Origin of the sequence: Blautia sp. JLR.GB0024 (genome assembly GCF_037000545.1) — a bacterium.
Taxonomy (GTDB): Bacteria; Bacillota; Clostridia; order Lachnospirales; family Lachnospiraceae; genus Blautia; species Blautia celeris.
Genome location: NZ_JBANBF010000001.1, coordinates 1 through 24,492, shown reverse-complemented (window position 1 = coordinate 24,492; position 24,492 = coordinate 1). Strand labels below are relative to the sequence as shown.

Below are 24,492 nucleotides of genomic sequence, written 5' to 3'. Positions count from 1 at the left end.
TCACGGCCCTGCAAAAGCACAGTTCTGTGATCAGTAACACGCTTCGCGATGCACACAAAATGCAATAAATTGCATTTTGGCGCTGGCTAACTCGGGATTTTGATTCGCATCGCGCAGCATCCCCTTGGGGAAAACACCTCCCGGGACATTGGCCGTGAACAGTAACCTTCCCTTATCTATGGCATACACCACGTCCGCCGGATGCATGGTGGATTTCCTGTCAGGATGTTGAAGACTTCAGGCTGCTGTGCCCTCATATGGGTTCATGATAGAAAGGTTTTGCATCATTTGTAAAATTATTTTGCATTTGATACCTCATATTCAGCCAGGATTTGTGCATTGCTGTAGTCAGGGTATTGATTCTGCAGTTCCACAATCCTCTCAATATATACCTTGTCCATATCAAGCCAATGACTGATGGCTGCCGGTGTGAGTTCATTTTTCAGCAGTTTGCGGATCACATGAATCTCTTCTTCCATTTTTGCTTCTTCTTTTAATTCTTCCAATGCTCTGCACATGGTAAATTCCTCCTTATCCTTTTCTGCTTTTATATCCCGGCCCAGCATGGTAAGCAGAGCTCTGCTTGCTTTCGCCGATAATTCTTCCAGTTCTTTTTCATGACTTTCTACATATCTTAACAGATCATCCTTACAGTTTCCGCATCTCAATGTTTCCAGGATCACTTTCCAATCACCCGAAAATTTATCCGGGTCTGTGTTCCTGGCATCGATCAAATGCACTTTATACCCCGGCAGATACTCCTTTAATTCTGCCGTATCATCCGGCAGCAGAATCATTTCCTCCATGCTGAGCGGTCCGTCCCAGGGACTGTCTCCATAATAAAAAATAACGCTTACTACCGGCATAAGTTTCTCTCCTTTATGAAGACCAGACAGAAACTCCGCTGATGTTTTCAAGTCTCCGGTTTTCTTATTTTCTCTCTGCCTCTTTTTCATCTGTTCTCCATATTGGACAGAATCGTATAGAAGCATACGCACCGGCATTCCATAATGCACCTCACTTTGATTTTCACAAATAAAGATCACGTACATTGTATGAAAATATGCCTGTTTCACTGTATCTCTTATCAAGGTCTTTTGATTTGATCTGCCATCCGTTTCCCAGGGAAGCTGCATGATCAATTCTCTTGGTAACTGTTCTATGTTTTCCGGCCGCAATACCTGTTTTCCTTTAAAAACAGCACCGTTTATAAAATCACAGAACACAGTAGAGTCCTCAAAATACGGCGTAATGATATTATCTTTTACTCCCATTTTTCCTCCTTATATCATTTTTAATTTCTGGAAATCGTCTGGCCGAACGGCCGGAATGGATACATATGCTGCTAGATGCAGCGATTTGATGTTTCCAGAATATCATGCGGAGAAAAAAAGAGCAAATGAACTTTCTATAAAATTTAATAAGAACAAATAAACATTATTTCTTCTGCTTATACTCCTATTATATAATGCATATTATTATATTGCAATATCTGTTTTTAATATTGCTCAAGAACAACTATATACCGGTACTCCTATAGACAACAGCACACTTTGAAGCAAAAAAACAGGAGTATCCGATTCCCAAAGACGGAACGATACCCCTGTTTCCTATGCATTATGTAATTTCTTTATACCCTTAACAAAAAAACACAGTGCCCTGATTTAGTATGCAAGAATCCTGGCCGGATTGTTTACAGTCATATTGCGGACAGCCAGGTCAGAGACCTCACCGTATTTCTTCAGGGCAGGCACACCGAACTTTGTCAGCCTGCAGTATCCCTCTCCGCCAAACTGTCTGCACATGGTCTTTACACACATGTCTGTGCCGAGTACGATCTGGCGGCTGTATCCCTGCTGGATAAGGCGCACAATGCCTGCCATTTTCATCCAGTCCGGAATCGGCGCGGTTCCGAGGGCCTCCAGGCCGATGTCACCTGATAAAAATTCCACTGAAAAATTTGCACCTTTATCCAGCACACGTTTTGCCACGTCAAGATCCAATCCCCATTTTTCCGGATAGAGGACCATTTCCTTCATGGGTCTTTTCACGGTTGTCTCCATGTGGGCGATAACAATCTTCTCCGGATTCACGCCTTCTTCCATGAGAATCTCCACGATCTCACCCGGCGTGCCGCCGAAGGCATAATCCGGATGTACGGTAATGGACATCCCCGTGTCTTTTGCCGCCTGGCCGCCGGCTCTCAGCGCTTTTTCCTCTGCCTCTGTAAAATCGTTTAGTGCAATCTTTACACAGCCCGGCCGGATCTGCGTATCCTCGATTCCGTTTTCGATCTCATCCATCAGATGGTCATAAAACTGCCGGATACTCCATCCGTCATATTTTCCATTCCAGGAAGTCTCCACATAATAACCGGCAGCGGTAATGACATGGACGCCTGTCTTCTCTGAGATTCGTCTGACTGCTTCCACATCCAGACGGATTCCGGGGACACTCAGCTCCACCATGGAATCTCCGCCGGAATCTTTATATTCCTGCACTTCCCGGGTCATGGCGGCCTCGTCGTTCAGATCCATGGCATCCTGCACCAGCGGAAAGTTTCTCTTCAAAAATCCGATATTCTCCAGGGAGACCTTATCCTCGTATTTGACCGGCAGGTCCGTGGGCATGGCCGGTCTGCAGATTGCCCCCATATCTGCGCCGTTGAACATAATGTGTTCATGCATATCCGTAAATCCCAATTCTTCCGGAGCAATATCCCCGCACACGGTTGTTACTCGTTTCATAAATGTAAAACCCTCCAATCCATAAATATACGCCGGAGCGTGTCTGAAAATTGCTTTCAGCAGCCTGTACGTCACACTTTGCTGGAGATTTTCCGGCCCAAAAGCACCTTCTCTACGTCTTTCCGTTTCCCTGTCAAAGACCCCTGTACCATGGGTGGTCTGCCGCCGCCTTTTCCGCTGCAGGCCTGATTCATCTCTTTTGCAAGAGCAGTGATATCTCTTCCTGAACTGCCCAGAACATAGCGGTAGCCCGCCTTGTCACTGCCTACAAATACTCCGCAGATACCCTCAGTGATCTCCATGGCATCATTGACAAAACGACGCATGGCGGCCGGGTCCAGCTCCTCCTCAAACAGAAGCACTGCCGGTGTATCAGGTGTGACCTCTGACAAACGGCGTTTCAGATAGTGTTCCTGCAGACGTTTGATCTTCTCTTTCTGTCCGGCAATCTCTTCCTCCAGGCGGGAAACTGCCTGCACGACCTCCTCCTGTCTGGCTGAAAGTCTGACCGATATGGCTGCCACGCTCTCCTCTTTTCTGTTATAATCTTCAAGCGCCCGGAAACCACAGAGCATATTCACCCGCATGCCGCCTTTATAATGGATAGCACCGGTGATCTTGATCATTCCCACCGCTCCTGTTGTCTTTACATGGGGCGCACAGCAGGCACAGGTATCATATCCCGGAATACGGACAATGCGGACCTGACCCTCAATCTCGATCTTACTGCGGTAGACCATGGTATCCAGCTCCTCCTCAGTGGGATACAGGACTTCTATGGGGATATCCTCTGCCACTGCCCGATTGGCTTCCCACTCGATCCTGCGCAGCTCCTCCCCGGAAAGAGGGCCGTCATAATCCATGGTCACAGCTTCATCTCCCAGATGAAATCCCACATTCCGGTAACCGAAATGCCGGTTTACGATCCCGGATACAATGTGCTCTCCCGTATGCTGCTGCATTTTGGAAAAACGCTCCTCAAAATCCAGTACCCCCGTAACAGCAGTCCCGGGCTCTGCCGGTCTGTCCGTACAATGAAGGACAATGCCGTCCTGCTCTCTCACATCCAGAACGCGGATCTGCGAATCCGCCAGGCGCAGAACACCGGTATCCGCATACTGGCCTCCCCCCACCGGGAAAAAGGCGGTTCTGTCAAGAACCACCTCATAGTTTATTCCTCTATTTGTATATTCTTCCTCAGACAGCGGGCTGCAGGAAACCACCTTCGCCTGAAATTCTTTTATCATGCTGTCTCTGTAAAATAATTTTTCAGTCATGTTCAGTCTCCATACACGCGGATCAGGGCCGAAACCTTATGTACCACACTCATGCCCTCGATTATCATCATGGCATCATTGAAATTGCCTTCCCGCACCTTTGATGTCACGACCACGATCTCAGCCAGATCCCCGTCTTTATTTTTCTGTATCATCTGCGCAATACTCACGTCGTTATTGCCTAACACACTGGCGATGCTGGCCAGCACACCAGGTCTGTCATCCACCTGCAGGCGCAGGAAGAAGCGGCTGTCCATGTCATCTGCCTTCTTCACAGGCAGCTCTTTGTAACAGGTACAGCTTATCCTTCCGGTACAGCCGAACCGGATATTCCTTACAATATCAAATACATCCCCAACAATGGCACTGGCTGTGGGCATTTCTCCGGCACCTCGGCCGTAGAACATGGTATCTCCCACAGCGTCTCCTCTTACGAAGACCGCATTGAAGGAGTCATTCACAGAAGCCAGGGGATGGCTCTCGGAGATCAGCATGGGCTGTACCCGCACTTCGATTCCCGTCTCTGTGTTCCTTGCAAGTCCCAGCAGCTTAATCAGACAGCCCAGCTCTTTTGCATAGCGGATATCCTTTGCTGTGATATGAGTGATGCCCTCAGTGGTCACATCCTCAAAAGTCACCCGTGAGTTAAAAGCAATAGATGCCATGATCGCCATCTTGCGCCCTGCGTCATATCCCCTGATGTCCGCAGTCGGGTCCGCCTCCGCATAGCCAAGCTCTGTGGCCAGAGCCAGCGCCTCAGAGAACTCCATCCCCTCCTGGGTCATTTTGGTCAGGATAAAGTTGGTAGTGCCGTTTACAATGCCAATGACTTCCTCAATATGATTGCCGGCCAGACACTGCTTCAGCGGCCGGATAATGGGTATGCCCCCGGCCACTGCTGCTTCAAAAAGGAAATCACACTGGTGCTCAGCCGCACAGTCTAACAGCTCCCCGCCATTGGAGGCCACCAGATCCTTGTTTGCCGTCACCACATGCTTGCCTGCCCGCAGCGCTTCCAGAATATAAGTCCTTGCAGGCTCAAATCCACCCATGACCTCGATCACGATCTCAATGGACGGATCCTCCAGAATGGCATTCCAGTCATTGGTCAGTATGGAAGGATCTTCCACCTTGGCAGCCGCTTTCTTCAGATTGCGGACCAGGATCTTTTCCACCTGCACCACGGCTCCGATTTTTTTCTCCATCTCTTCTCTCTGGTTTTTCAGAACTTTATATACACCGTTTCCAACGGTTCCAAGCCCCAGCAGGGCAGCTTTTATCACTTTTTCACTCATAACTATTCTTCTCCGTCCTCCGGCTCCTCCTTTTTGGGTTTCACAACCTGCTCCACCCTCTCGATAAACCCTTTTTTCATCTTGTTATTCCGTTTAAAGGCCTTGCTCCATCCACCAATCTTGTTGTAGACCCAAAAGGAATGGACCAGAACCGCATTGGCCTTACCTATTTTGTCCTTGGTGGTCTTATTATAGATCTCGCCGCCGCACTCAAACTTGGTGCCTTTGATGATCTCCGTGATCAGATCCGATTCACAGGTAATGGTGTCCGGCACCTCTGTGTATGCTTTTCCCACACAGTCAGCCCTGTGGGCGTCACTTCCGCCCGTGCCTGTCAGATTGTACTTCTCTGCCAGCCTGGCTGCCCTTTCATTGACCTCTAAGGATTCACAGGCATTAAAGGTCTCAATAAAATCAAATTCTTTTAAAATATCAGGATTCCTCTTATAGGCCTTGGCATTCATAAAGCTCATGTATTTTTCCCCGCAGGGATGAGCCGGTCCCAGGATTCCGCCATAGTTGTGTACTATGGGAATCAGCATCTGAATGGGAATCCCCCGCAGCTCCAGCAGACGAAGCTTGATGCTTTCCGGCATAATGACAATAATATGTCCTGCATCCAGCGTGTCATACTCGATTCCTTTGAGCACCACAAAATCTGAGTATTTCTGACCCTTGATATTCTTTTTCCAATGACGGAATCCCCCATAAGAATCATGATCCGTCACGAGCATTCCGCCGAATCCCTGGTTTCTCAGCATACGGATATATTCTTCGATGCTCACTTTGCCGTCTATAGATCCTTCTTTTGTATGGCAGTGCATGTCAATTTTCACGACAAAACATCTCCTTCCCAACAGGCTGCAGATCTCAAAACAAATCTACAGCTTTAAAATTCGTCTCGCATTCTCCCCCAAAATGGCTTCTTTTTCATCCTCTTTCATATTCATTTCCCGTAAACGGGATAAAAATTCCTTCTGACCATCCCATGGACTGTCCGTGGCAAACAAAATTTTATCCACGCCGTGTTTTTGGGACAGACGTATGAACTGTTCATCCTCCATATGTCCCAGGCTGTAAGCGGTATCAAAATAAAGCCTGCTGCCTGCCAGATACTTCTCCACATCCTCCCAGCAGTTCCAGCCGCCCATGTGTGCCATTACCAGGATTCCCCCGTCTATCTGGCGAAGCACATGTTCCACACGTTTTGGTGTACAGTGTACCACTTCAGGAAGCCCCACGTCCACCCCTGCATGGGCAACGACAATGAGTCCCCGCTCTGCCGCCCGGTCCATAATACGCATGTACCTGATATCGTCAATAAATACTCTCTGATAGTCCGGATGCAGCTTGATCCCCTTCAGACCCATATCCGCGATCTGGTCCACCTCTGCCTTATAATTCTCCGTGTCCGGATGGATGCCGCCAAAGGAGAGAAACTCACCGCCGCCGCAGAACTCTTCCGGAGTGATCTCCCTTGCGTAGCGGTTAATGGACGAAAACTGCTGCGGCTTTGTCACCACCGGCAGGACTACGGATATATCCACCCCGGACTCTTCCATGGATCTTTTAAGTCCGTCCTTGGTTCCGTCAGTATATGCCGGAGAATCGGATGCTTTTGAAAGCTTTTCTATGGTCGCCCCGGCTATTTTATCCGGGAATATATGTGTATGGAAATCTATGATCATTTTGGATGCCCCGCCTATTTGCTTTCTTTCTGGATTCCGAAACGCTTCAGCAGGTTTTCAAACTGTTCACTCATGACAATAAGATTAAAGCCCTGGGGATTGACCACAACGCCTTTTGCCAGCGGAATTAATATTTTGTCCAGATTTTTAAATTCTACCACGACAGCCTTAAACTTCTTATCTTTGTTGAACTTTGCGAATTCGCCCGGGTCTGTAAAAATAGGCTGGAATACATCGCCGTTCTTGTTCTTGATATAGGGGACCTGGACATTTTCCTGGCCTTCCTCCTGCTTCTCCACTGCCACCAGAAATTTGCTCTTTACCAGATTGGCTGCCATCTCTTCTTCCAGCTCATTGATGTTCGCCTTCTCAGACATTTCCACGCCCCTTCTGAATTCCTGCATGAAATAAATGCCTGTGAGCTGAAGCTGGGGATTAAACAGCGGTCTCTGGTTCTCCGGGAGCTGGGAAAAATCCGGTCTGCGCACGATCTCCTCCAGGTCAAATTCCGTGGTCTTATCCTTTTCCACAAAAACCACCTCATTGACACCCAGTGTAAAAAGTGTGGAATAAAAATTCAGGAAACTTTTGTTCTCCACCTTGATGGAGGCCACAGGATTTTTCTGCTCCATATACGGTTTTGCCTTTTCCTCCAAATCCTTGCTGTCCTCAAAGACCCACACCTGATCATTATATGTCTCCGGGTCGCAGATGATAAAAGGATTGTTGGTTCCTCTGGAAAAAAGCACGTAAAAGGCTTCCATCTGCTGAATTTTCTTAATTGTCTCCATTCTTACTTTGTCCATTGTTCTATGTTCTCCTGTTGTATATTTTTTTAACGGCAGAGATCTGCCAGCTTTTTCTTCTTTTAGTATACACCTAAATCCTGTTCTTGTCCTCAAAAATTTGCATTCTGTGTTATGGCAGGAAATTTACAAATTACTGTTCACACGCCACTGTCCCGCGAGGTGTTTTCAGGCCGAAGGCATGAAAATCCCGAGACAGCCAGCGCGATATGGAGCAGAATGCTCCATATCTGTGCATCGCGAAGCGGGTTGCTGGGCACGCAGGGAACAGTAACCTCAAAACTCCAGCACCTGTCCGGTCTCCGGCAGGATACAGGAATCTCCAAATGCCGCTGCCATCATACCTGCTGCCCTTTTTCCCGTACAGTGGACCGGCATGAGCACCGGGATGTTCATCTTCTGCAGGCTCTCAATCGTCCCTGTGATCTGTTTTTCCCCTGCCCTGCCAAGATGCATACCTGCAAATACACTGTAAACAGGTATATCCGGCAAGGCTTCCTCTGCCCGCAGAATGCAGTTGACCACACCTCTGTGGCTGCAGCCCATGAACAGGCACAGTCCTTTTTTTGTGCTCACGGCCAGTATCTGTTCATCTTCCATCTCATCTGCCCGCCAGCAAAGCCCTCCGTCTTTTTTGTCCCGGATCCAGAAGCCGGCAGGCCGCTTTTCAAAATCCGTGCGGTACGGGATCTTCCCGATCAGCCAGAAGCCTGGGGCAATCTCTTCCAGGTCTTTGGTATAGCGGACATGGGCCATCCAGTCAGCGTGGCTGTCCGGAATGCCGATGAAGCGCTTGTCTTCTTCCATACCGCTGTATTTCTTTTCAAAGGCGCTTTTTTGTATGTACACAGGAGGCATCCCGCCGCTGCCATCCAGATATTCCATGCCTCCGCAGTGGTCATAATGGCCGTGGCTCAGTATGATACCGTCCAGTTTTGTCAGGTCCACACCCAGGGTCTCCGCATTTTTTAAAAACACATCGCTCTGCCCTGTATCCATCAGAAACCTTCTGTCATTCTCCTCGATCAGAACAGACAGCCCGTGTTCTGCAAAAAGCCCCTGTCTGTAAACTGTATTTTCATTCAATATCGTTATCTTCATCTGCTGCCTCCTCTACTGCAGGGAAGGCATGGGGAAGGTCTGAAATCCGTATTCCGCTTCCCCGTTGTCCCATTTCACTTTTACACTGTAGATAAATCCCGGTTCTGCCTGCAGGACACTGCCCTCTTCCCCCGCAGAGACCGCCACGGATTCCCCCTCAGGTTCTGTCCCTGACTCCCCTGCCTGTCCCTGCATGGAAGAGTCGTACCGGGTCACCGTGATCTCTTCCGGTTCTTTTGAAAACACAAGTTTTACTTCCGTATGCTCCTGTATCTTTATCTCCTCATACTGGCTCCACTGCAGAATGGAAGGTGCGTCTGTGGTTTCACTGACCGTCTCACCGTCCTCATTTTCATATTCCCAGCGGTAGCCGCCGACAGTGTTTACTGCTGCTGTGACATTTGCCTGAGGCTGGCTGTACTCCAGATTCAAAAAAGGCAGGGAGGAGGCTTCTTCCTGGAAACTGAACTGCTTCAGAAGTTCACCGTATTGTTCCAGCAGCTCCCGGTTCTCTTTTTCTATCCTTACGATTTTGGTGATACCCGGATACTGACCCGGATAGGACATGGTCATAGCGCCGTTGCCGTAGATTTTTACCACGTCGCCGTTTTCAAGCTCCCACGATTCCAGCTCATCTCCCCGTTCATCCAGAACAGCACCCTCCGGAAGAGGGCCTGTAAAAGGGGTTCCGTTTCTGGTATCTACGAACAGATAGTTTCCCACCGTCTCACCGGTCCCGTCCCGCAAAAACAGGGCTTCCAAAGCCGCAGCTTCTGCCTCCCTGTCCCTTTTTTCCTTTCCAAACCAGAAAACCGAAACAGCCGCAGCAGCGGCCAGCACACCTGTTACTGCAATTATAATCAATGTCTTTTTTTTCATGGCGTTTTCCTTTCCTGTTTCTATTCCATATTATACCCTAAGTTTCCGTTTATTCCAATGACAGATATAACCATAAAACAATAAAAACACAAAAGCTGCCGCTCCTTCTCTGTCGGAGCCTGCAGCCTTTGTGCTTTTCTTTTCACAGGTCAGATATTCTTTTATTGATAAGCAAATCCGCCGTTGTGGGTGACCTTTGCTTCATAGAGCGCTTCATCTGCCGCCTTTGCCAGGGAAAGATAGGTATCCCCGTGTCCGGCGATCACAGCGCCTGCTGACAGGGTGATGGACGGCATATTGCGGCGTTTTGCCTCTTTGCCGATGGTGTTGTTGATATCCTCCATGATCCGTCTGGCAACCGAATAATCGGAGGTGTTGGCAATAAAGATTGCGAACTCATCGCCGTGAAGACGGGAAGCCAGATCCACGGTCCTGATTCGTCCGATGATCATCTGTGCGGTCAGTTTGATCACCTCATCCCCCACACTGTGTCCGTAGTTATCATTGATGCTTTTAAAATGGTCTCCGTCTATCATGACCAGAATACCTCTCTCCTCTTCCTCCATATCATCCAGGGCTGAGGTGATTTCTTTGCGGAAGGACTTGAAATTCATCATTCCGGTCAGGTCATCCACTGCCGCAGCCTTCTGGGCCGCGCTCAGGGCGATTTCAAGTCTTCTCTGTGTCTGTCCAAGCTCCACATAGGCATCTCTCAGCTCCCGGTTCTTTATTCCCTTGCTGACACGTCCTATGACGTAGATGAGCAGAAGCTCCGTCAAAAGCAGAGGAATCAGCCATACCGTCATGGTGGCCTTCACAATGGACATGGCAGGCACCAATACAAGAAAGTTAAAATCCTGCTCCCTGTGCAGATATCCGAACTGTGACCTGCCGTTCAGGTTCAGACGGACCGTCTCTTCTTTTTTATCAAGAAGCTTCTCCATCCCGTTCCCCAAATCCTGCCTGAAAGCATAGAATGCCTCTGCTGCTTCCTTCTTATCTTTGGCCTTTGCCAGTTCCTCCGGGGCACCGGATGCGGCATCCTCCATCTCTTTTTTGGCAGCCTCCACACTGTCTGCTGTTTCATCCAAAGACGCGTACAGGCTGCCTCCCAGATACTTTTCTTCCGTGCTTCCTATAACGGTTCCGCTGCCGTCGAATATCATTACCTGTTCCTTCTCATAGCGGTCCAGTCCTGACACCAGATTCTGGATATCCCCCATTTTGATATCATAGGCAAAGACAGTCTCCCCGTCAGGCTGAAGCTGCGAGATCGTAGTCAGAATGTAATGGTTTGCGTAGCTCATATAAGGGGGTGTGAATACGATCTCCCCTTTTCCCTCCACGGCAGCTTTGTACCATGGACGCTCCGTGGCAACATACCCGGTTTCCTCGTACTGGGAATATGGCGTGTCCCAGCTATAGAGATAGCGGCCTTTGTAATACATATAAAGCCCGTCAAAGGTATCTCCTTCAATCTCCAGCATTTTAGAATCAATGCTTTTTAAATAATCCCAGATGGCGTCAGGCTCGGGATGGTTTCCGATCTCCTGTGTCATCATCTCAGCAAACAGCCGGAAGGAGTGCTTGTAATTCTCCATAATCTCATGGAAAGCCGTTCCCGTGTCACCTGCATGTTCTGCCAGATTTCCGTCAATTGCTCTTATCTCTCCTCTGCCGATCAGACAGACTGCCAGTATGTTGACCGCAAGAAAGACGGCTGCCATAACCGCCGTCTTTTTCCGGCCCTCCAGTTTCTTCCGCTGCATAAACGTATTCCCCCCAGGTATGTAGTCTTCCATTACACTTTTATATCCTTTTTGCTTTTCCTGTATTTTATGTAATTATATCATATAACAAAGGAAGAGGTAAAGGTGGAGCGTTGTCCCGTTCTGTTCTTTTTTGTATATTTTTGTCATGTGGCTGTGAGATATATACAAAAACAGCGGAAGGTGTATTTTCCTTCCGCTGTACCGGTTCCTATACTATTTCATTACTTCCTCATAGAGATTCCTGCCCTGGGAATCAATGACTACGATCACAGGGAAATTCTCCACCTCAAGCCGGCGGATAGCCTCTGTTCCCAGATCGTCATAGGCGATGACCTCTGCTTTCTTGATACATTTGGAGAGCAGAGCTCCTGCCCCGCCCACGGCTGCGAAGAACACAGCTCCGTTTCTGACAATGGCATCTGTCACCTCTTTTTTCCTCTTTCCCTTGCCGATCATTCCGGTAAGGCCCAGGTCGAGAAGCCTGGGCGCGTATTTGTCCATACGGCTGGCCGTGGTCGGTCCCGCGGAACCGATGGGACGTCCCTCCCTGGCAGGTGTGGGGCCCATGTAATAAATCACATTGCCTTCCATCTCAATGGGAAGCTTTTCCCCTCTGTCCAGTGTCTGGTCCATGCGGAGATGGGCCGCATCCCTTGCTGTATAAATAGTTCCCGTAATATACACATAATCGCCTGCCTGGAGTGTCTTCACTTCTTCCCTGTCAAGCGGCGCTTTCAAATATCTATCCATAGCGTAACCTCCTTACTCTCATCAGATTCTGATCAGATTGTCCTCACAATATGCCGATTTACATGACAGCAGATGTTCACTGCCACAGGCAGGCCCGCAATATGGGTGGCATATGTATTGATATTCACGGCAAGGGCAGTGGTGTCTCCGCCCAGACCTGCAGGTCCCAGACCGATACCATTGATCTTTGCCAGCAGTTCCTCCTCCAGCGCTTTGATATGCTCCAGCTCTGAATGGGTTCCCACCTCTCTTGTGAGGGCTTTCTTTGCCAGAATGGCCGCTTTTTCAAAGGTGCCGCCAATGCCCACACCCACAACTACAGGCGGACATGCGTTTGGCCCGGCTTCCCGCACAGCGTTTATAATGGCGTCCTTTACACCCTCCACGCCGTCCGCCGGTTTCAGCATATAGATTTTGCTCATGTTCTCGCTTCCGAAGCCCTTAGGTGCCACCGTGATCTCCACCTGATCACCGGGTACCAGCTCATAATGGATGATAGCAGGGGTGTTGTCCTTTGTGTTCACACGGATGAGAGGATCTCCCACAACGGATTTCCGAAGATATCCTTCCTCATACCCTCTGCGCACACCTTCATTTACAGCCTCTTCCACACTGCCGCCCTCAAAATGCACATCCTGTCCGATCTTCAGAAAAACCACCGCCATGCCTGTATCCTGACAGATGGGGATCATATCTTTTCCCGCAATATCCAGATTCTCCAGAAGCTGTCCCAGAATCTGTTTTGCCAGCGGTTTTGTCTCCCGCTCACAGGCATTCTTCATTGCCCTGTCCATATCCGGGGCAAGATAGTGGTTGGCCTGAATGCACATCTCTTTGATGTTATCTGTTAAAAGTTCAACGTTTACACTACGAACCATGCCTTTTTCCTCCAAATCTTATTTCTTCCCTGCTCAGCTTAACTGCCGCTTCACGTCAATGCGGTTAAAGTCTGACAAATCCTCAGACCTGTGCTTACCGATCAGTCCCACCAGCATATAATAGCCGGTTCTGGGATCAATGGGATAGTCTTTTACCAGGGTGAAATCCTCTATTTTTCCTGTGCTGGATACATGCATACGCGGCCCCAGACACTCCAGGACCATCTCGCCGATCTGCACGTGGTTCTCATCATAGTAGGATACCGATAAATCCTGCTTCACTGCATCCTTCACCTTTTTCTCCAGCTCATATAAATCCACATCCGGCTTTTCCTCAAACTCCAGCACGAATCCGTGGCGCACATCCGAGCGCGGGCCGTCCTGGGCAAAGCCGTCTCCCATATAGTACACGCACAGATCCTCCAGGGTATGGGCCATCTTCCTGTATTTTACGGATTTGTGCACAATATTCGCTATATTCTCCGGCAGAGGGCCGAACATGTTCGGTCTGGTGATGATGATCTCCTCGCCAATGCCTACAAGCAGATCCGCATTTCTGTGCAGCATGGGGTAGATCAGATCAAAGTGTTCCACAATGACCTGTTTCCCGTGATTGGCGGCATCCAGAATGGTGTCCGCCAGCACATGCATCTGGGTAAATGCGGATTCAAAGCGGATATCCAGATGATAAGTATGCGGGGAGAACGGGTCCGTCAGGTCCTCATGCAGCAGGGGCAGGGGCCTGATATTCACGCCCTCATCGTCATTGGTCAGGTCAATACCGGGAAACATACCTTTTATGAGCAGGCTCTTTCCCGCTCCGGCATCTCCTATGATTCCTATAATATGGTCAAAAGGGCTCAAATACATCTGACTGAGCTGCATTCCCAGATCCGCCATACGACGGTTTCCTCTGGGCGCAAAATAAAAGCTGTACAGGTTTCCTTCCTGCATCTGTTTTGAATATGCCATAGACTGTTCCTTCCCAAAATGCTGAAATAGCCGGACAATCCTGCAGGCAGAAGCCCGCAGAACCGTCTGGCATAGTCATTCATTTTCATTTAATTTGCTTTTTTCGCATTTCTAAGGGCAATGATCCTCTGCATTTCATTGTAGACGATCATGTATCCTTCGTCAACACCCATACCCGGTTTTGCCAGGATCTGGTCCGGTTTGGTAGCCATTGCGCAGTTTACGCAGACCTGTGCGGAACGGTCTGTCTCGTTGCAGGTACCTCCCTGATAAGCGCCGAAGCCTTTTTCCTTGCAGTAAAGAACAGCTTCCACAATGTTGTTGATGCCTCCCAGGTCAGGTGTTTTGATCTGAGCCATATGGCCTGCTTTGTTGTCTGCAAAGTATTTTACATCTTCCAGAGTGTTGCACCATTCGTCGGCAACCAGCTCCACGTCAATGCCTCTTCTGTCTACTTCTTCTCTTAATCCCTTTAAGCAGAGCATCTGTTTTTCTCTCTCCTCTGCGTCCATAGGTCCTTCAATCCTCAAGTGGAAAGGTTTTGCGGCCTCCTCAAGCTCTGCCAGATAATCTGCCATTGCGGTGTAGTTGTCCACGCCGAAGATAGCTCCGATGGTGCCGTATACGTCAATGTGGAATACAGGCATGTAATTCTCGTCATTGCGCAGTTTCAGCACACGGTCACTTAACCATTTTACATACTCTTTCAGAAGCTCACCGTGCTCGCCCAGTTTTGTCTTTACATTATTGATGAGGGCATGAGGCATAACTGCCGCTCCCTTTAAGATCATCTTGTCAGAGTTGTCATATCTGTTGTCACCGGACTGGGTAAAGATGGGAATCGGCTCCTCGGAAACAGTTGTGCCGTACTCATCTGCCACTACCTCACACATCAGTCTCTTGGAGGATTTTGCAACAGCATCCAAAATTGCCTGGCTTACACCGTAGCGAATGGCTGTGTGCAGTCTCTTACCGTCAACCTGCAGGTTTTCCAGCATTGCACACAGGTCTTTAAAGCTGTCTGCCTCTCTGCCTACCAGTTCCGGTTTGATATATTTTTCAATGATCGGAATAAAGTCCTCTGCTAAGAACAGCGGGTCTCTTCCGCCTGCGCCGGAATACTGAACAGCCGCGCAGTCTCCCCATGCGATCTGTCCGTCTTCCAGGATCAGCATAACGGAGATGGCTTCTCCTGCCTGTCTTACGGATTTGAACCCCGGTGTCACAGTCTCGCCAAAGTACGCGGAACCGTCTGCTACAGCACCTTTTTTGATCGCTCTCTGGTCATCAAAGAAAAAACCTGTTCTTGCTTTGGAACAAACAACGTCTACAATTTTCATGATACACTTCTCCTATTATTGTGATTTTCTGTAACCGCCCGGAATGTCCGGGCAGTTCTGATTTTCTATATTCCGGGTTATGCTGTGATTTTATTTTGGTTTACCAACCAGTCTGCCTTTGCTGATGGCATATACGTCATCAATGACCATCTGGAAGGATGCTTTTCTCTTCTCCATTTTCGCTCTGTGCTCAATCTTGCCCTGGTTAAAGTCTTTAAGCTCTCTTGGCAGCGGCACGTTGGCTACGTTCAGGTAACGCACAGCGCCTTCAAAGTCACGGGCCGGAAGCATCTTACCTGCATTGTATTTGCTGGGTGCAAACGGAATATCCAGGACACCTGCCTTCACTGCGCGGATGGCGCCCAGTGCCAGATCTCCCATGCCAAGCTCAAAGCATTTGTCCACGATCGCACAGGTCTCACCTTTGATGATGGCTTTTTCAAGCTCTAAGGCAGAGCTTTTCAGTTCCTGGTCTGCCAAAAGGGAGATAGCCTGTTTGGTACAGCGCAGTCCCTGTGCATTGGCTTCCATGGTAGGAACGCCCATAGCTTCATGAGGTGTCTTTACGATCACCTTTGTAGCTTTTGCCAGGGCCGCCACAGAGCTTCCCCAGGAGATAACCGCAAATGCTTTGGACTCATCCTGCGGGAAACCGCCCATCCACTGATGGAGCACGGAGGTAACGGTCACGTCCTCATAGCCGTATTTTTCCAGATATTCCTCTGTCAGCTCCTCTAAAACTCTGAGGGCTGCAACGTCCTGAACCAGGTTACCGCACTGGCCATAGCCTACTGTCACGTTCTTTACACCCTGTTCTGCCGCCAGCATGGCCTCAATGATAGCCACTGCGTTGGACATGGAGGGCGGAACCAGTGTTCCGGTCAGAGGGCCGTATGGCTCACGGTTGATGGAAACACCTGCTTCCTCGTAGATGCCTGTCAGACGGTCAACATACATCCAGTCATAAATCGTTCTCTCCAGGGGCACATCTTTGGCATAGGGAATATTATAAGAAATACCGCCTCCCTCATAGCTTGTGAAGCCGCCTGCATAACAGATCTCTGTCAGCAGTCTGGCATCCGGTGTGCCGTGGCGTACCTGTACCGGGGTATCCAGATTCTCGATAATAGAACGGCAGCCGAATACGCCATGGTTTACAGCCGGAAAACCGTTCAGCATGGATTTCTGTGTGTGGATAGATTCTTTGATCCCCACCTCAGCCTCTTCGTAGCGGTTCTGACGGGTATAGGAATCAATGGTGGTGGGCAGTAAATCTGCCTCGCCCTTGTCCTGAAGATACTGCAGCAGTTTGATATGCTCGTCGATCAGTGCCACACCGGCTCTTGGCTGGATCAGTGTTTTTCTCTCTTTTTTGGCATTTGCCAGTTTCCGTGAAAAGCTCTTGCTCTCCGGCATCGCTTTATGGTAATCTATGGCCTCCTCGAAGTTTACTTCTTTTCCGGTAGGCCACTGTTCCATAACCTCTTTCCGTATTCCATAGAACTCATCATCAGATAATTTCTTATTCCTTATGTCCATAATAAGCAATCTCCTTCTTCATGATTTCCAGGGCAGCCTGGGGGTACTGTTTTGATAGCAGTCCCATGGCAGCCAGGATATACTTTCTATCCACTAAGATTTCCGCTTTTTCCGGCCTTAATGAGGCAGGACTGCTTTCATCAAATAGTGCATACTTTGCAATTTCTTCTGTGTGTTTTGCATGGATCAATGCGCCCCCCGTAACTACCACGTATTTTACGCGGCGCAGATCCTTTCCGCTCTGTACAAAGGTCAGCCCGCTGGGGGTATAGACCTGTTCCAGAGAACCGGCATGGCGGGCAACCGCGGTTTCAACGGCTGCACATGCCAGTGCATAATCCATCTTTTCCATCTCTTCGCTGTCAGGAATGTAATCTGTGTGGTGTTCCAGATAGTCCACAAGCTCGTTTACCTTGTTCCGGGCAAGTCCCGCGATCTTGGCAAGCTTTCTGTCTCCTGCTGCTTCCATGATGCCCCTGACGCTGTACCGCATCCCTATGTCACCCTCCACGGTCCGCTTGGTGTAAGGCTCCTGCAGTCCCTTGATAACGGTCATAGTGTTGGCCGGGCTTCCTTCTGCCACAGAATATACGTCCGTGGTGGCCCCGCCCAGATCCACGCCCACCAGTTCTCCGATCCCGGGAATCTCGTCCCAGCCGTCTGAGAGAAGTTCCATGGCTGTCAGCATGGCTGACGGTGTGGGCATGATAATGCCGGACATCAGATCCATGGCCTGGGTCAGTCCCTTTCCCTGCACAATGCGGTTCAGGAAGATCTCCCGTATCTGCTTCTGCGTGGGTTCAATGTTCAGCTCGCCCAGCCTCGGCATCACGTTCTCACAGATGTAAGTGGTCCTACCGGCCAGGATCTCCTGGCAGTCATCCGCACAGCAGCGGTTGCCTGCAATGACCACAGGACAGTCATAGCTGAGTCCTGCCAGCATCTTGGCATTGTACAGGATGCAGTCTGTATTTCCGCCGTCTGTTCCCCCTGTAAGCAGGATAATATCCGGATGGTATTCCTCAATCTCCTTCATGTCGCCTTTTGTGAGCTGGAAGGAGTAGGTCTTCCATACCTTTGCGCCTGCACCCAGAGATGCCTCCCTGGAAGCCTGGGCTGTGAGCTCGGGAACCAGTCCGCAGGAAATCATTTTCAGTCCGCCGGCTGCGCTGGAACAGGCGTACGTCTCACCGAATTCCAGATGGCCTGTGGTCTTCTCCAGAATCTGTATGGCATCATGAAGACCATTGTTGATATCTGTCTCTACTGTTGTATATGCCGCCGCCGTTCCCAGAATCTCGCAATTCTCCACGTCAACAGCTGTCGCTTTGGTGTTGGTACTTCCAAAGTCCACCAAAAGAACTGGTTTCATTTTCCATCGCCCCTTTTATTCTGCTGCCTGCTGGTCTTCTTCCGGGATTCCCAGGTCCTCATAAAGCGCTGCAATGGTTGTCTCCGGTGCAGTGCCCGGCCCGAATACACGGTCAAAGCCCATGGCTTTGAAGCGTCTCTCCACCTCGTCAAAGGGCTGTTTTCCCACTACGATATTGCCGCCCACATAGAGAAGGATGCCTTTTAATCCGGCCTCATCACATTTGTCGCGAAGACCTCTGCAGTCCAGCTCTCCGTGTCCGTAGAGAGAGGAAACCATAATGCCGTCAGCATTGGTCTCGATGGCTGCTGAAATATACTCTTCCTGGGAAACCATAACCCCCAGATTGATCACCTCAAACCCTGCACCCGTAAATGCATGTTCCAGAATACTGATGCCTACCGCATGCACATCGGCTCCGATAACACCGATGACTAATTTTTTCTTATCCACTGTAAACCGCTCCCTTCCAGTTATATAGTATTTTTAATGGTATCCAAAAGTGTGCCGTCGCGGTACAGGACTTTCGCAACGACCCTGTCTCCCCGTTCTACGGCCTTCGGTACGCCCGCAATCTCTTCTGCGATCTTCTTTAATTCTTTGATATCTTTTACCGGAAGTCCGGCTTTTTCTAATTTCTCCCTCAGTTCCTTCTGGGCCGGATTGACTGCAATGCCCCTCTGCGTTACGATCACATCCACGGTGCTGCCCGGTGTGGATTTACAGAGCACCTGGTCCACGATAAGGGGAAGTCTTGCCCTTATCAGGGGAGCCACCACGATCGCCAGCTTGGCGCCTGCCGCTGTATCGCAGTGTCCGCCGGAGCCGCCCATAATGTAACCATTGGAGTCTGTATGTACATTTACATTAAAGTCCGTGTCCACCTGGGTAGCTCCCAGGATCACCACATCCAGGCTGTCTACCGCGGCACTTTTCGCTGCCGGAGAAGCATAGCGCATAGCGGATATCTCCTGATGCTTAGGATTCTCACGGATGGATTCGATAGCTTTTAAATCAAAGCACTGCACATCCAGAATGGTTTCAAAATACCCTTTGTTCGCCATATCGACCAGATATCCGGTGATCCCGCCCATGCAGAAGCTGCCTTTGATATGGTCTTTTTCCATCATCTCCTCCACGTATTTGGCAACAGCCAGGGATGCACCGCCGGCTCCTGTCTGGAAGGAGAATCCGTCTTTTAAGTATCCGGAGTTCTTTACCACCTGCGCGGCCAGTCCTGCGATGCGCAGTCCCACCGGGTCACGGGTGATCTTGGTTGTTCCGGAGACAATCTTTGTGGGGTCGCCGATCTGCTCCACTTCCACCACATAGTCGATATATCCTTCCGCAATAGAGGTATCTTTCAGTGGGTAGGGCACCAGATTATCAGTCAGAACCACCACCTTGTCTGCATGCATGGCATCAGAGAAGGCATAGCCCAGGGAACCGCAGGCAGACGGTCCGTACTTGCCGCTGCAGTTTCCCATATTGTCCGCACAGGGTGCGGCGATGAACGCAATGTCAATCTTGGAGGAACCGTTCTCCATGTCCCCGGCCCTTCCGCCATGGCTTCTGAAGATCACGGGCTTTTCCAGGATTCCCCGGGAGATGGCTTTTCCCACCTTGCCGCCCATGTAGTTGCACTCCAGGCCAGTGACAACACCGCTTTCGATGTGTCCGATAATGGGTTCATGGATATCAAATATGGAACTTGCGTTCACGGTCAGATTCTTGATTCCCATCTCGGCAGCCTGGGCGAGCACCATGTTCAGCACATAGTCCCCGTTTCTCATATGATGATGGAAAGAAATCGTCATTCCGTCCTTCAAACCTGTCTTTTCAATGGCTTCTTTTAATGAGCCGAGTAATTTACTCATACTGCGCACCTCCATAAATGGCTTTCTCCATTTCCAGCACCTGGGAGGCGCGTTTTACTATGGGGGCATCTATCATTTTGCCGCGGAGGGAGATCACGCCCTTGCCCTGACGCTTGCCCTCTTCAATGGCATCCATCACATCGTGGGCATAGGCGATCTCCGCCTCTGTGGGTGAAAATACGGCATTGACTATGTCCACATGGCGCGGTGAGATGACTGCCTTGCCGGCAAATCCCAGGCTCTTGGCAAACTCTGTGTCTTTTTCAAGGCCCTCCATATCCTCCACATCCGTGAACGGTGTATCGTATGCTTCGATGCCGCAGGCCCTGGCTGCACACACCAGCCTGGTTCTGGCATAGAAAATCTCATTTCCCTCTTTTGTCCGCTTACAGTGCAGGTCAGCGGTAAAATCCTCACCGCCTAAAAACAGGCCGATCACTCTGGCATCCGCAGTCGCGATCTCAAAAGCCTTCTCCACACCCATAGCAGTTTCAATGAGCGGAAGGATCTTAACAGTTCCCTCCTCTATTCCTGCTGCCCGTTCCACCTCTGCCATACAGGCAGATACTTCCCGGATCATGGCACCGCCGTTTACTTTTGTGGGCATGATCACATCCGGTTTCAGGGGAATGACAGCTCTCAAATCCTCTTTCCAGAACGCGGTGTCTGTGGGATTGATCCGCACCACAGTCTCACAGCCCGGATAGGACTGGTAGCGAAGGGCGTTTCTCACCAGTATTCTGGCTGCGTCCTTTTCATCCGGAGATACCGCATCCTCCAGATCAAAGATGATGGTATCAGCTCCCAGGGTGTCACCGTTAATCAGCATGTTCGGCGTATTTCCCGGCAAAAACAACATGGTTCGTCTCATGGCTGTTCAACTCCCCCTCTTTTTAATGCGGTCTCCATACGCGCACGGATCACACAGTCCAATGCGCCTTTGTCCTTGATAAAAACTTTCCCTGTAGACACTTCAAATTCTTTCAGTGTGTCCAGTACAGCGGCCCGAATGGAATCCATATACTGGTTGGCTACTACAGAGTCAATTTCCAGGATCAGCTCTTTGTCATCCGGTTCGATCTGAATGAACAAATCACTGGATTCCAGGGTTCCTGCTACTGCATTCTTGAGAATCTTCACAGGTTTTCTCCTTTCTGCATTACATATTCTTTTCTTTCTTTCCTCCGCGCAAAAATCCGTCGACTCCGGCTTTTGCAGAAACCTCCGCGTACACGGAACCTTCTGGAAAAGCCGAAGTCAATCGGCTTTTTCTCATTCCTCCACTGTGCTCTTGGAGACACCGGCCTGTGCCAGAATCTTTTTCTCGTATGCCAGAGCATTTTTTTCTATGACTGCGACTTCTTTGGCGGTCTCTTCCACAAAAGCCTCGTCTTTGATGGATTCCAGATTGATCTTTACATTGAAAAGGGCTCCAAGGACTGCAGTTCTGGCCATCATAGTGGCTACCAGTGCGTCGGTCACTGCTGTCTTGTTGCCTTTTGTCACCATAACTTCCGCGTAGGGCATAACCTCATAGGCACGTTTTGCCACAGATAAAGGAACCGCAACGGCTGCCTTTAAGCCGTCCTGCATGGCTTTCGTACGGGCTGCTTTCTCCTCCTCTGTCTCCTTCGGAAGGGTCAGGGCCTGCATGTAGAGGTCAAAGGATTCGCTGTCGCGCTTGATGTCATCCAGAAGGTGCTCACAGATCTCATGCATGGGAGCAACTGCCTTCTTCATCTCCTCCTCCACTTCCGCGTATTTTTTCTTGCCGATGGTGAGTCCTGCCACCATCTCTGTCAGCGCTGCCGCCAGGGCACCAGCAAGGGCGGAAATACTTCCGCCCCCCGGTACTGGTTCATTGGAGGCTGTCTGCATGGCAAACTGTTCTACTGTCATATTTTTCATGTCGTATAACCTCTCTTTATTCCACTCTATATTACGTGCAGTGTCCTGCCGTTTTCTTACAGACGTGTCTCCAGAACCTGTTTGGAATCAAAGCCTTCAAAGCCTAAGTAGTATTCTGCGCAGTCAACGATAGCCTGCAGCGGGATCAGTCCTACTACCTCGCTGCCCAGTACATTGACACCGTAGCGTCTGGCTTCCATGCGTACGGTTTCAAATACAGTGTAAACAGAAGTCTTTGTATAGTCTGTCAGGTTCATGGATACCTGTGCGATATTTCTGTCTTCCAGCATAACGCCCATAGCTTTGCAGAAACGGAAGCCGCCTTTTACGTGACGGATCTTATCTGCGATTTTCTGTGCGATCTCCACATTTGGAGTATCCAGGTTGATGTTGTAGGCGATCAGAGGCATTCTTGCGCCGATTGCTGTCACACCGCCGGTAGGATGGATGGTGTTCGGGCCAAAGTCCGGTTTCCATTTTTCCTGGTCTTTCATTTTCTCAGCCATACCCTCAAACTGTCCCTGGCGAACCTTTGCCAGATTCTCTCTGTGAGGAGCTGTCGCTGATTTTTCATATAAGAAGAACGGCTGTCCGAATTTCTCAGATGCCTCTTTTGCCACTGCTTTTGCCACTGCGTCAGCGTCTTCCACTGTCACGCCGCGGATGGGGATGAACGGAACAACGTCCACACAGCCCATGCGGGGATGCTGGCCCTGATGTTTTGTCATGTCGATCAGTTCCACTGCTTTACCGATTGCTGCAACCATTGCGTCTTTTAATGGCTCCGGCTCACCGATAACGGTTACAACGCTTCTGTTGTGGTCTTCATCGGAAGTGTAGTCCAAAAGTTTAACGCCCTCTCTGTTACGGAAGCAGTCAACGATCTTTTCGACTTTCTCTTTGTCTCTTCCTTCACTGAAATTAGGTACGCATTCGATAATTCTATCCATGATATTTTCTCCTTTATGTTTTAATGAATTTAGGGTTACCACTCTTTATGATAAACAGTATCGCCATTCTTGATGACCGTCTCCACCAGGTTGATGGCGGTATGATACGGCATGAAATGAATGGACGGGAATTTCAGGAAAATAATGTCCGCAGCTTTCCCCGGCTCTATGCTTCCCACTTTGTCAGCGCGGTCAACAGCGGCTGCGCCGTTGATGGTCAGAGCTGTGATGACTTCCTCTATGGACATATTCATGTAAATGCATCCAAGGGCAACCATCAGGGGGATGGAGTTGGAAAAGCAGCTTCCCGGATTCAGATCAGAAGCCAGTGCAACTGCGCAGCCCTCGTCGATCATCTTCCTTGCGGGGGCATACTCCTCCTTCAAGCCAAAAGCAGTCAGGGGCAGGATGGTGCTGATCACACCGGCATCCCGCATCTGGCGGATGCCCTCATCGGATGCCTTCAGCAGATGGTCTGCGGAAACCGCTCCCACTCTCGCCGCCAGCTCAGAGCCTCCAAGCTGGTAGATCTCATCTGCATGGATCTTCAGCTTAAAGCCCATCTCCTTTGCTTTTGTCATATAATACTCGGAGTCCTCCACGGTAAACACATTCTTCTCTGTGAAGATATCCGCAAATTCTGCCAGATTCTCTTCTTTTACCTTTGGCATTACATGGTTTAACTGTTCGTCCAGGAATTCTCTTTCTTTTCCCTTCCACTGGGGAAGTACGCTGTGAGGGCCCAAAAATGTGGATACAATGTCCACCGGATGGGTCTCATTTAACTTCTTCATGGCACGGAGCATTTTCAGCTCTGTCTCACAGTCCATGCCGTAGCCGCTCTTGCCTTCCACGGTTGTCACGCCGAATTCCAGCATGCGGTTCAGGCGCTCTTTGCCGGCTTCCATCAGTTCTTCCTCTGAAGCTTCTCTGGTGGGAACCACGGTGGCGTTGATGCCGCCGCCGCGTTCCATGATTGACATGTAGCTGTCACCTTTCAGTCTCCAGGAGAATTCATCTGCACGGTATCCGCCGAAAATGAAATGTGTATGGGAATCCACGAATCCCGGCATAACGGTTTTGCCCGCTGCGTCGATCACTTCGTATTCTTCCGAATTTACCTGTTTATCCAGTTCCTCTGTGGTGCCCACAGCGATGATCTTATCGTCATGGATGATCACTGCGCCGTCATAGATCAGGCCGATATCTGACATTTCTTTTCCATGCTTCGGCGCTTTGCCCTTACAGGTCACAAGCTCGGAGGCATGGCGGATGTAACGTTTCTTCATGTCTTATCTCCTTTTCCTGCTTCTCAGTGATGTGCGTGATGCTCTTCCACTA

General features: G+C 49.7%; 23 protein-coding genes and 1 pseudogene. All 24 read right to left on the bottom strand.

Going from position 1 to position 24,492, the window contains the following annotated elements; all coding sequences use genetic code 11:
• Positions 1–296: 296 nt before the first annotated feature.
• Positions 297–1,274, bottom strand: coding sequence for an Rpn family recombination-promoting nuclease/putative transposase (locus V8Q34_RS00115; protein ID WP_335834491.1), 978 nt, complete (start codon positions 1,272–1,274; stop codon positions 297–299).
• Positions 1,275–1,664: 390 nt separating this feature from the next.
• Positions 1,665–2,729 (bottom strand): phosphotriesterase, encoded by a 1,065-nt coding sequence (locus V8Q34_RS00110; protein WP_353964000.1) that lies wholly within the window; start codon positions 2,727–2,729, stop codon positions 1,665–1,667.
• Positions 2,680–2,811: pseudogene (locus tag V8Q34_RS27465) on the bottom strand (hypothetical protein); the annotation flags it as partial. The pseudogene V8Q34_RS27465 and the gene V8Q34_RS00110, both read right to left, overlap by 50 nt.
• Before the next feature lie 7 nt (positions 2,812–2,818).
• Positions 2,819–4,024 carry an alanyl-tRNA editing protein gene (locus V8Q34_RS00105; RefSeq protein ID WP_335834490.1) on the bottom strand — a complete coding sequence of 402 codons (1,206 nt, stop codon included), beginning with the start codon at positions 4,022–4,024 and terminating at the stop codon, positions 2,819–2,821.
• Positions 4,025–4,026: 2 nt separating this feature from the next.
• The gene (locus tag V8Q34_RS00100; RefSeq protein WP_335834489.1) at positions 4,027–5,319 is read right to left on the bottom strand and encodes a homoserine dehydrogenase; all 1,293 of its coding nucleotides are present in this window, start codon (positions 5,317–5,319) and stop codon (positions 4,027–4,029) included.
• Positions 5,320–5,321: 2 nt separating this feature from the next.
• Positions 5,322–6,155 (bottom strand): PHP-associated domain-containing protein, encoded by an 834-nt coding sequence (locus tag V8Q34_RS00095; protein ID WP_033142750.1) that lies wholly within the window; start codon positions 6,153–6,155, stop codon positions 5,322–5,324.
• 45 nt (positions 6,156–6,200) lie between these two features.
• Positions 6,201–7,007 carry an amidohydrolase family protein gene (locus V8Q34_RS00090; RefSeq protein WP_054352859.1) on the bottom strand — a complete coding sequence of 269 codons (807 nt, stop codon included), beginning with the start codon at positions 7,005–7,007 and terminating at the stop codon, positions 6,201–6,203.
• A 14-nt stretch (positions 7,008–7,021) separates the two neighbouring features.
• On the bottom strand, positions 7,022–7,813 hold the full coding sequence (locus V8Q34_RS00085; RefSeq protein ID WP_033142748.1) for an SseB family protein: 792 nt from the start codon (positions 7,811–7,813) through the stop codon (positions 7,022–7,024).
• A 276-nt stretch (positions 7,814–8,089) separates the two neighbouring features.
• The gene (locus V8Q34_RS00080) at positions 8,090–8,914 is read right to left on the bottom strand and encodes an MBL fold metallo-hydrolase (RefSeq protein ID WP_033142747.1); all 825 of its coding nucleotides are present in this window, start codon (positions 8,912–8,914) and stop codon (positions 8,090–8,092) included.
• A 12-nt stretch (positions 8,915–8,926) separates the two neighbouring features.
• Complete coding sequence (locus tag V8Q34_RS00075; protein ID WP_335834486.1) at positions 8,927–9,793, bottom strand: hypothetical protein; 867 nt, start codon at positions 9,791–9,793, stop codon at positions 8,927–8,929.
• A gap of 161 nt (positions 9,794–9,954) precedes the next feature.
• Positions 9,955–11,562, bottom strand: coding sequence for a sensor domain-containing diguanylate cyclase (locus V8Q34_RS00070; RefSeq protein WP_227210017.1), 1,608 nt, complete (start codon positions 11,560–11,562; stop codon positions 9,955–9,957).
• 216 nt (positions 11,563–11,778) lie between these two features.
• Positions 11,779–12,315 carry a Fe-S-containing hydro-lyase gene (locus V8Q34_RS00065; RefSeq protein ID WP_033142746.1) on the bottom strand — a complete coding sequence of 179 codons (537 nt, stop codon included), beginning with the start codon at positions 12,313–12,315 and terminating at the stop codon, positions 11,779–11,781.
• A gap of 32 nt (positions 12,316–12,347) precedes the next feature.
• The gene (locus tag V8Q34_RS00060; protein WP_033142745.1) at positions 12,348–13,193 is read right to left on the bottom strand and encodes a fumarate hydratase; all 846 of its coding nucleotides are present in this window, start codon (positions 13,191–13,193) and stop codon (positions 12,348–12,350) included.
• A gap of 33 nt (positions 13,194–13,226) precedes the next feature.
• Positions 13,227–14,165, bottom strand: a complete 939-nt coding sequence (locus V8Q34_RS00055; protein ID WP_033142744.1) for an alanine-tRNA synthetase second additional domain-containing protein — start codon at positions 14,163–14,165, stop codon at positions 13,227–13,229.
• A gap of 89 nt (positions 14,166–14,254) precedes the next feature.
• Positions 14,255–15,505: a methylaspartate ammonia-lyase gene (locus V8Q34_RS00050; RefSeq protein ID WP_033142743.1), complete on the bottom strand. Its 1,251-nt coding sequence runs from the start codon at positions 15,503–15,505 to the stop codon at positions 14,255–14,257.
• Positions 15,506–15,595: 90 nt separating this feature from the next.
• The gene (locus tag V8Q34_RS00045) at positions 15,596–17,044 is read right to left on the bottom strand and encodes a methylaspartate mutase subunit E (RefSeq protein WP_033142742.1); all 1,449 of its coding nucleotides are present in this window, start codon (positions 17,042–17,044) and stop codon (positions 15,596–15,598) included.
• Entirely contained in the window at positions 17,028–18,416 is a 1,389-nt protein-coding gene (gene glmL, locus V8Q34_RS00040; protein WP_033142741.1) for a methylaspartate mutase accessory protein GlmL, read from the bottom strand. The genes V8Q34_RS00045 and glmL overlap by 17 nt, the downstream gene beginning before the upstream one ends.
• A 15-nt stretch (positions 18,417–18,431) precedes the next feature.
• Positions 18,432–18,869 (bottom strand): methylaspartate mutase subunit S, encoded by a 438-nt coding sequence (gene glmS / locus V8Q34_RS00035; RefSeq protein WP_018594830.1) that lies wholly within the window; start codon positions 18,867–18,869, stop codon positions 18,432–18,434.
• A 20-nt stretch (positions 18,870–18,889) separates the two neighbouring features.
• Positions 18,890–20,293 carry a citrate lyase subunit alpha gene (citF, locus tag V8Q34_RS00030; protein ID WP_033142740.1) on the bottom strand — a complete coding sequence of 468 codons (1,404 nt, stop codon included), beginning with the start codon at positions 20,291–20,293 and terminating at the stop codon, positions 18,890–18,892.
• Positions 20,286–21,164, bottom strand: coding sequence for an HpcH/HpaI aldolase/citrate lyase family protein (locus V8Q34_RS00025; protein WP_033142739.1), 879 nt, complete (start codon positions 21,162–21,164; stop codon positions 20,286–20,288). The genes citF and V8Q34_RS00025 overlap by 8 nt, the downstream gene beginning before the upstream one ends.
• Positions 21,161–21,433 (bottom strand): citrate lyase acyl carrier protein, encoded by a 273-nt coding sequence (citD, locus tag V8Q34_RS00020; RefSeq protein ID WP_033142738.1) that lies wholly within the window; start codon positions 21,431–21,433, stop codon positions 21,161–21,163. Before citD ends, V8Q34_RS00025 begins: the two co-directional genes overlap by 4 nt.
• 132 nt (positions 21,434–21,565) lie before the next feature.
• Entirely contained in the window at positions 21,566–22,201 is a 636-nt protein-coding gene (locus V8Q34_RS00015) for a cyclodeaminase/cyclohydrolase family protein (RefSeq protein ID WP_033142737.1), read from the bottom strand.
• A 56-nt stretch (positions 22,202–22,257) separates the two neighbouring features.
• Entirely contained in the window at positions 22,258–23,151 is an 894-nt protein-coding gene (ftcD, locus tag V8Q34_RS00010; protein ID WP_033142736.1) for a glutamate formimidoyltransferase, read from the bottom strand.
• 35 nt (positions 23,152–23,186) lie between these two features.
• A complete protein-coding gene (gene hutI / locus V8Q34_RS00005) occupies positions 23,187–24,440 on the bottom strand; it encodes an imidazolonepropionase (protein ID WP_054352853.1) in 1,254 nt (417 codons plus the stop codon).
• Positions 24,441–24,492 lie beyond the last annotated feature (52 nt).

Excerpts from the sequence above, each read along its gene's own strand:
- V8Q34_RS00115 (WP_335834491.1), bottom strand. The coding sequence starts at position 1,274 with ATGGGAGTAAAAGATAATATCATTACGCCGTATTTTGAGGACTCTACT.
- V8Q34_RS00105 (WP_335834490.1), bottom strand. The coding sequence starts at position 4,024 with ATGACTGAAAAATTATTTTACAGAGACAGCATGATAAAAGAATTTCAG.
- V8Q34_RS00100 (WP_335834489.1), bottom strand. The coding sequence starts at position 5,319 with ATGAGTGAAAAAGTGATAAAAGCTGCCCTGCTGGGGCTTGGAACCGTT.
- V8Q34_RS00090 (WP_054352859.1), bottom strand. The coding sequence starts at position 7,007 with ATGATCATAGATTTCCATACACATATATTCCCGGATAAAATAGCCGGG.
- V8Q34_RS00085 (WP_033142748.1), bottom strand. The coding sequence starts at position 7,813 with ATGGACAAAGTAAGAATGGAGACAATTAAGAAAATTCAGCAGATGGAA.
- V8Q34_RS00080 (WP_033142747.1), bottom strand. The coding sequence starts at position 8,914 with ATGAAGATAACGATATTGAATGAAAATACAGTTTACAGACAGGGGCTT.
- V8Q34_RS00075 (WP_335834486.1), bottom strand. The coding sequence starts at position 9,793 with ATGAAAAAAAAGACATTGATTATAATTGCAGTAACAGGTGTGCTGGCC.
- V8Q34_RS00070 (WP_227210017.1), bottom strand. The coding sequence starts at position 11,562 with ATGCAGCGGAAGAAACTGGAGGGCCGGAAAAAGACGGCGGTTATGGCA.
- V8Q34_RS00065 (WP_033142746.1), bottom strand. The coding sequence starts at position 12,315 with ATGGATAGATATTTGAAAGCGCCGCTTGACAGGGAAGAAGTGAAGACA.
- V8Q34_RS00060 (WP_033142745.1), bottom strand. The coding sequence starts at position 13,193 with ATGGTTCGTAGTGTAAACGTTGAACTTTTAACAGATAACATCAAAGAG.
- V8Q34_RS00055 (WP_033142744.1), bottom strand. The coding sequence starts at position 14,165 with ATGGCATATTCAAAACAGATGCAGGAAGGAAACCTGTACAGCTTTTAT.
- V8Q34_RS00050 (WP_033142743.1), bottom strand. The coding sequence starts at position 15,505 with ATGAAAATTGTAGACGTTGTTTGTTCCAAAGCAAGAACAGGTTTTTTC.
- V8Q34_RS00045 (WP_033142742.1), bottom strand. The coding sequence starts at position 17,044 with ATGGACATAAGGAATAAGAAATTATCTGATGATGAGTTCTATGGAATA.
- glmL (WP_033142741.1), bottom strand. The coding sequence starts at position 18,416 with ATGAAACCAGTTCTTTTGGTGGACTTTGGAAGTACCAACACCAAAGCG.
- citF (WP_033142740.1), bottom strand. The coding sequence starts at position 20,293 with ATGAGTAAATTACTCGGCTCATTAAAAGAAGCCATTGAAAAGACAGGT.
- V8Q34_RS00025 (WP_033142739.1), bottom strand. The coding sequence starts at position 21,164 with ATGAGACGAACCATGTTGTTTTTGCCGGGAAATACGCCGAACATGCTG.
- V8Q34_RS00015 (WP_033142737.1), bottom strand. The coding sequence starts at position 22,201 with ATGAAAAATATGACAGTAGAACAGTTTGCCATGCAGACAGCCTCCAAT.
- ftcD (WP_033142736.1), bottom strand. The coding sequence starts at position 23,151 with ATGGATAGAATTATCGAATGCGTACCTAATTTCAGTGAAGGAAGAGAC.
- hutI (WP_054352853.1), bottom strand. The coding sequence starts at position 24,440 with ATGAAGAAACGTTACATCCGCCATGCCTCCGAGCTTGTGACCTGTAAG.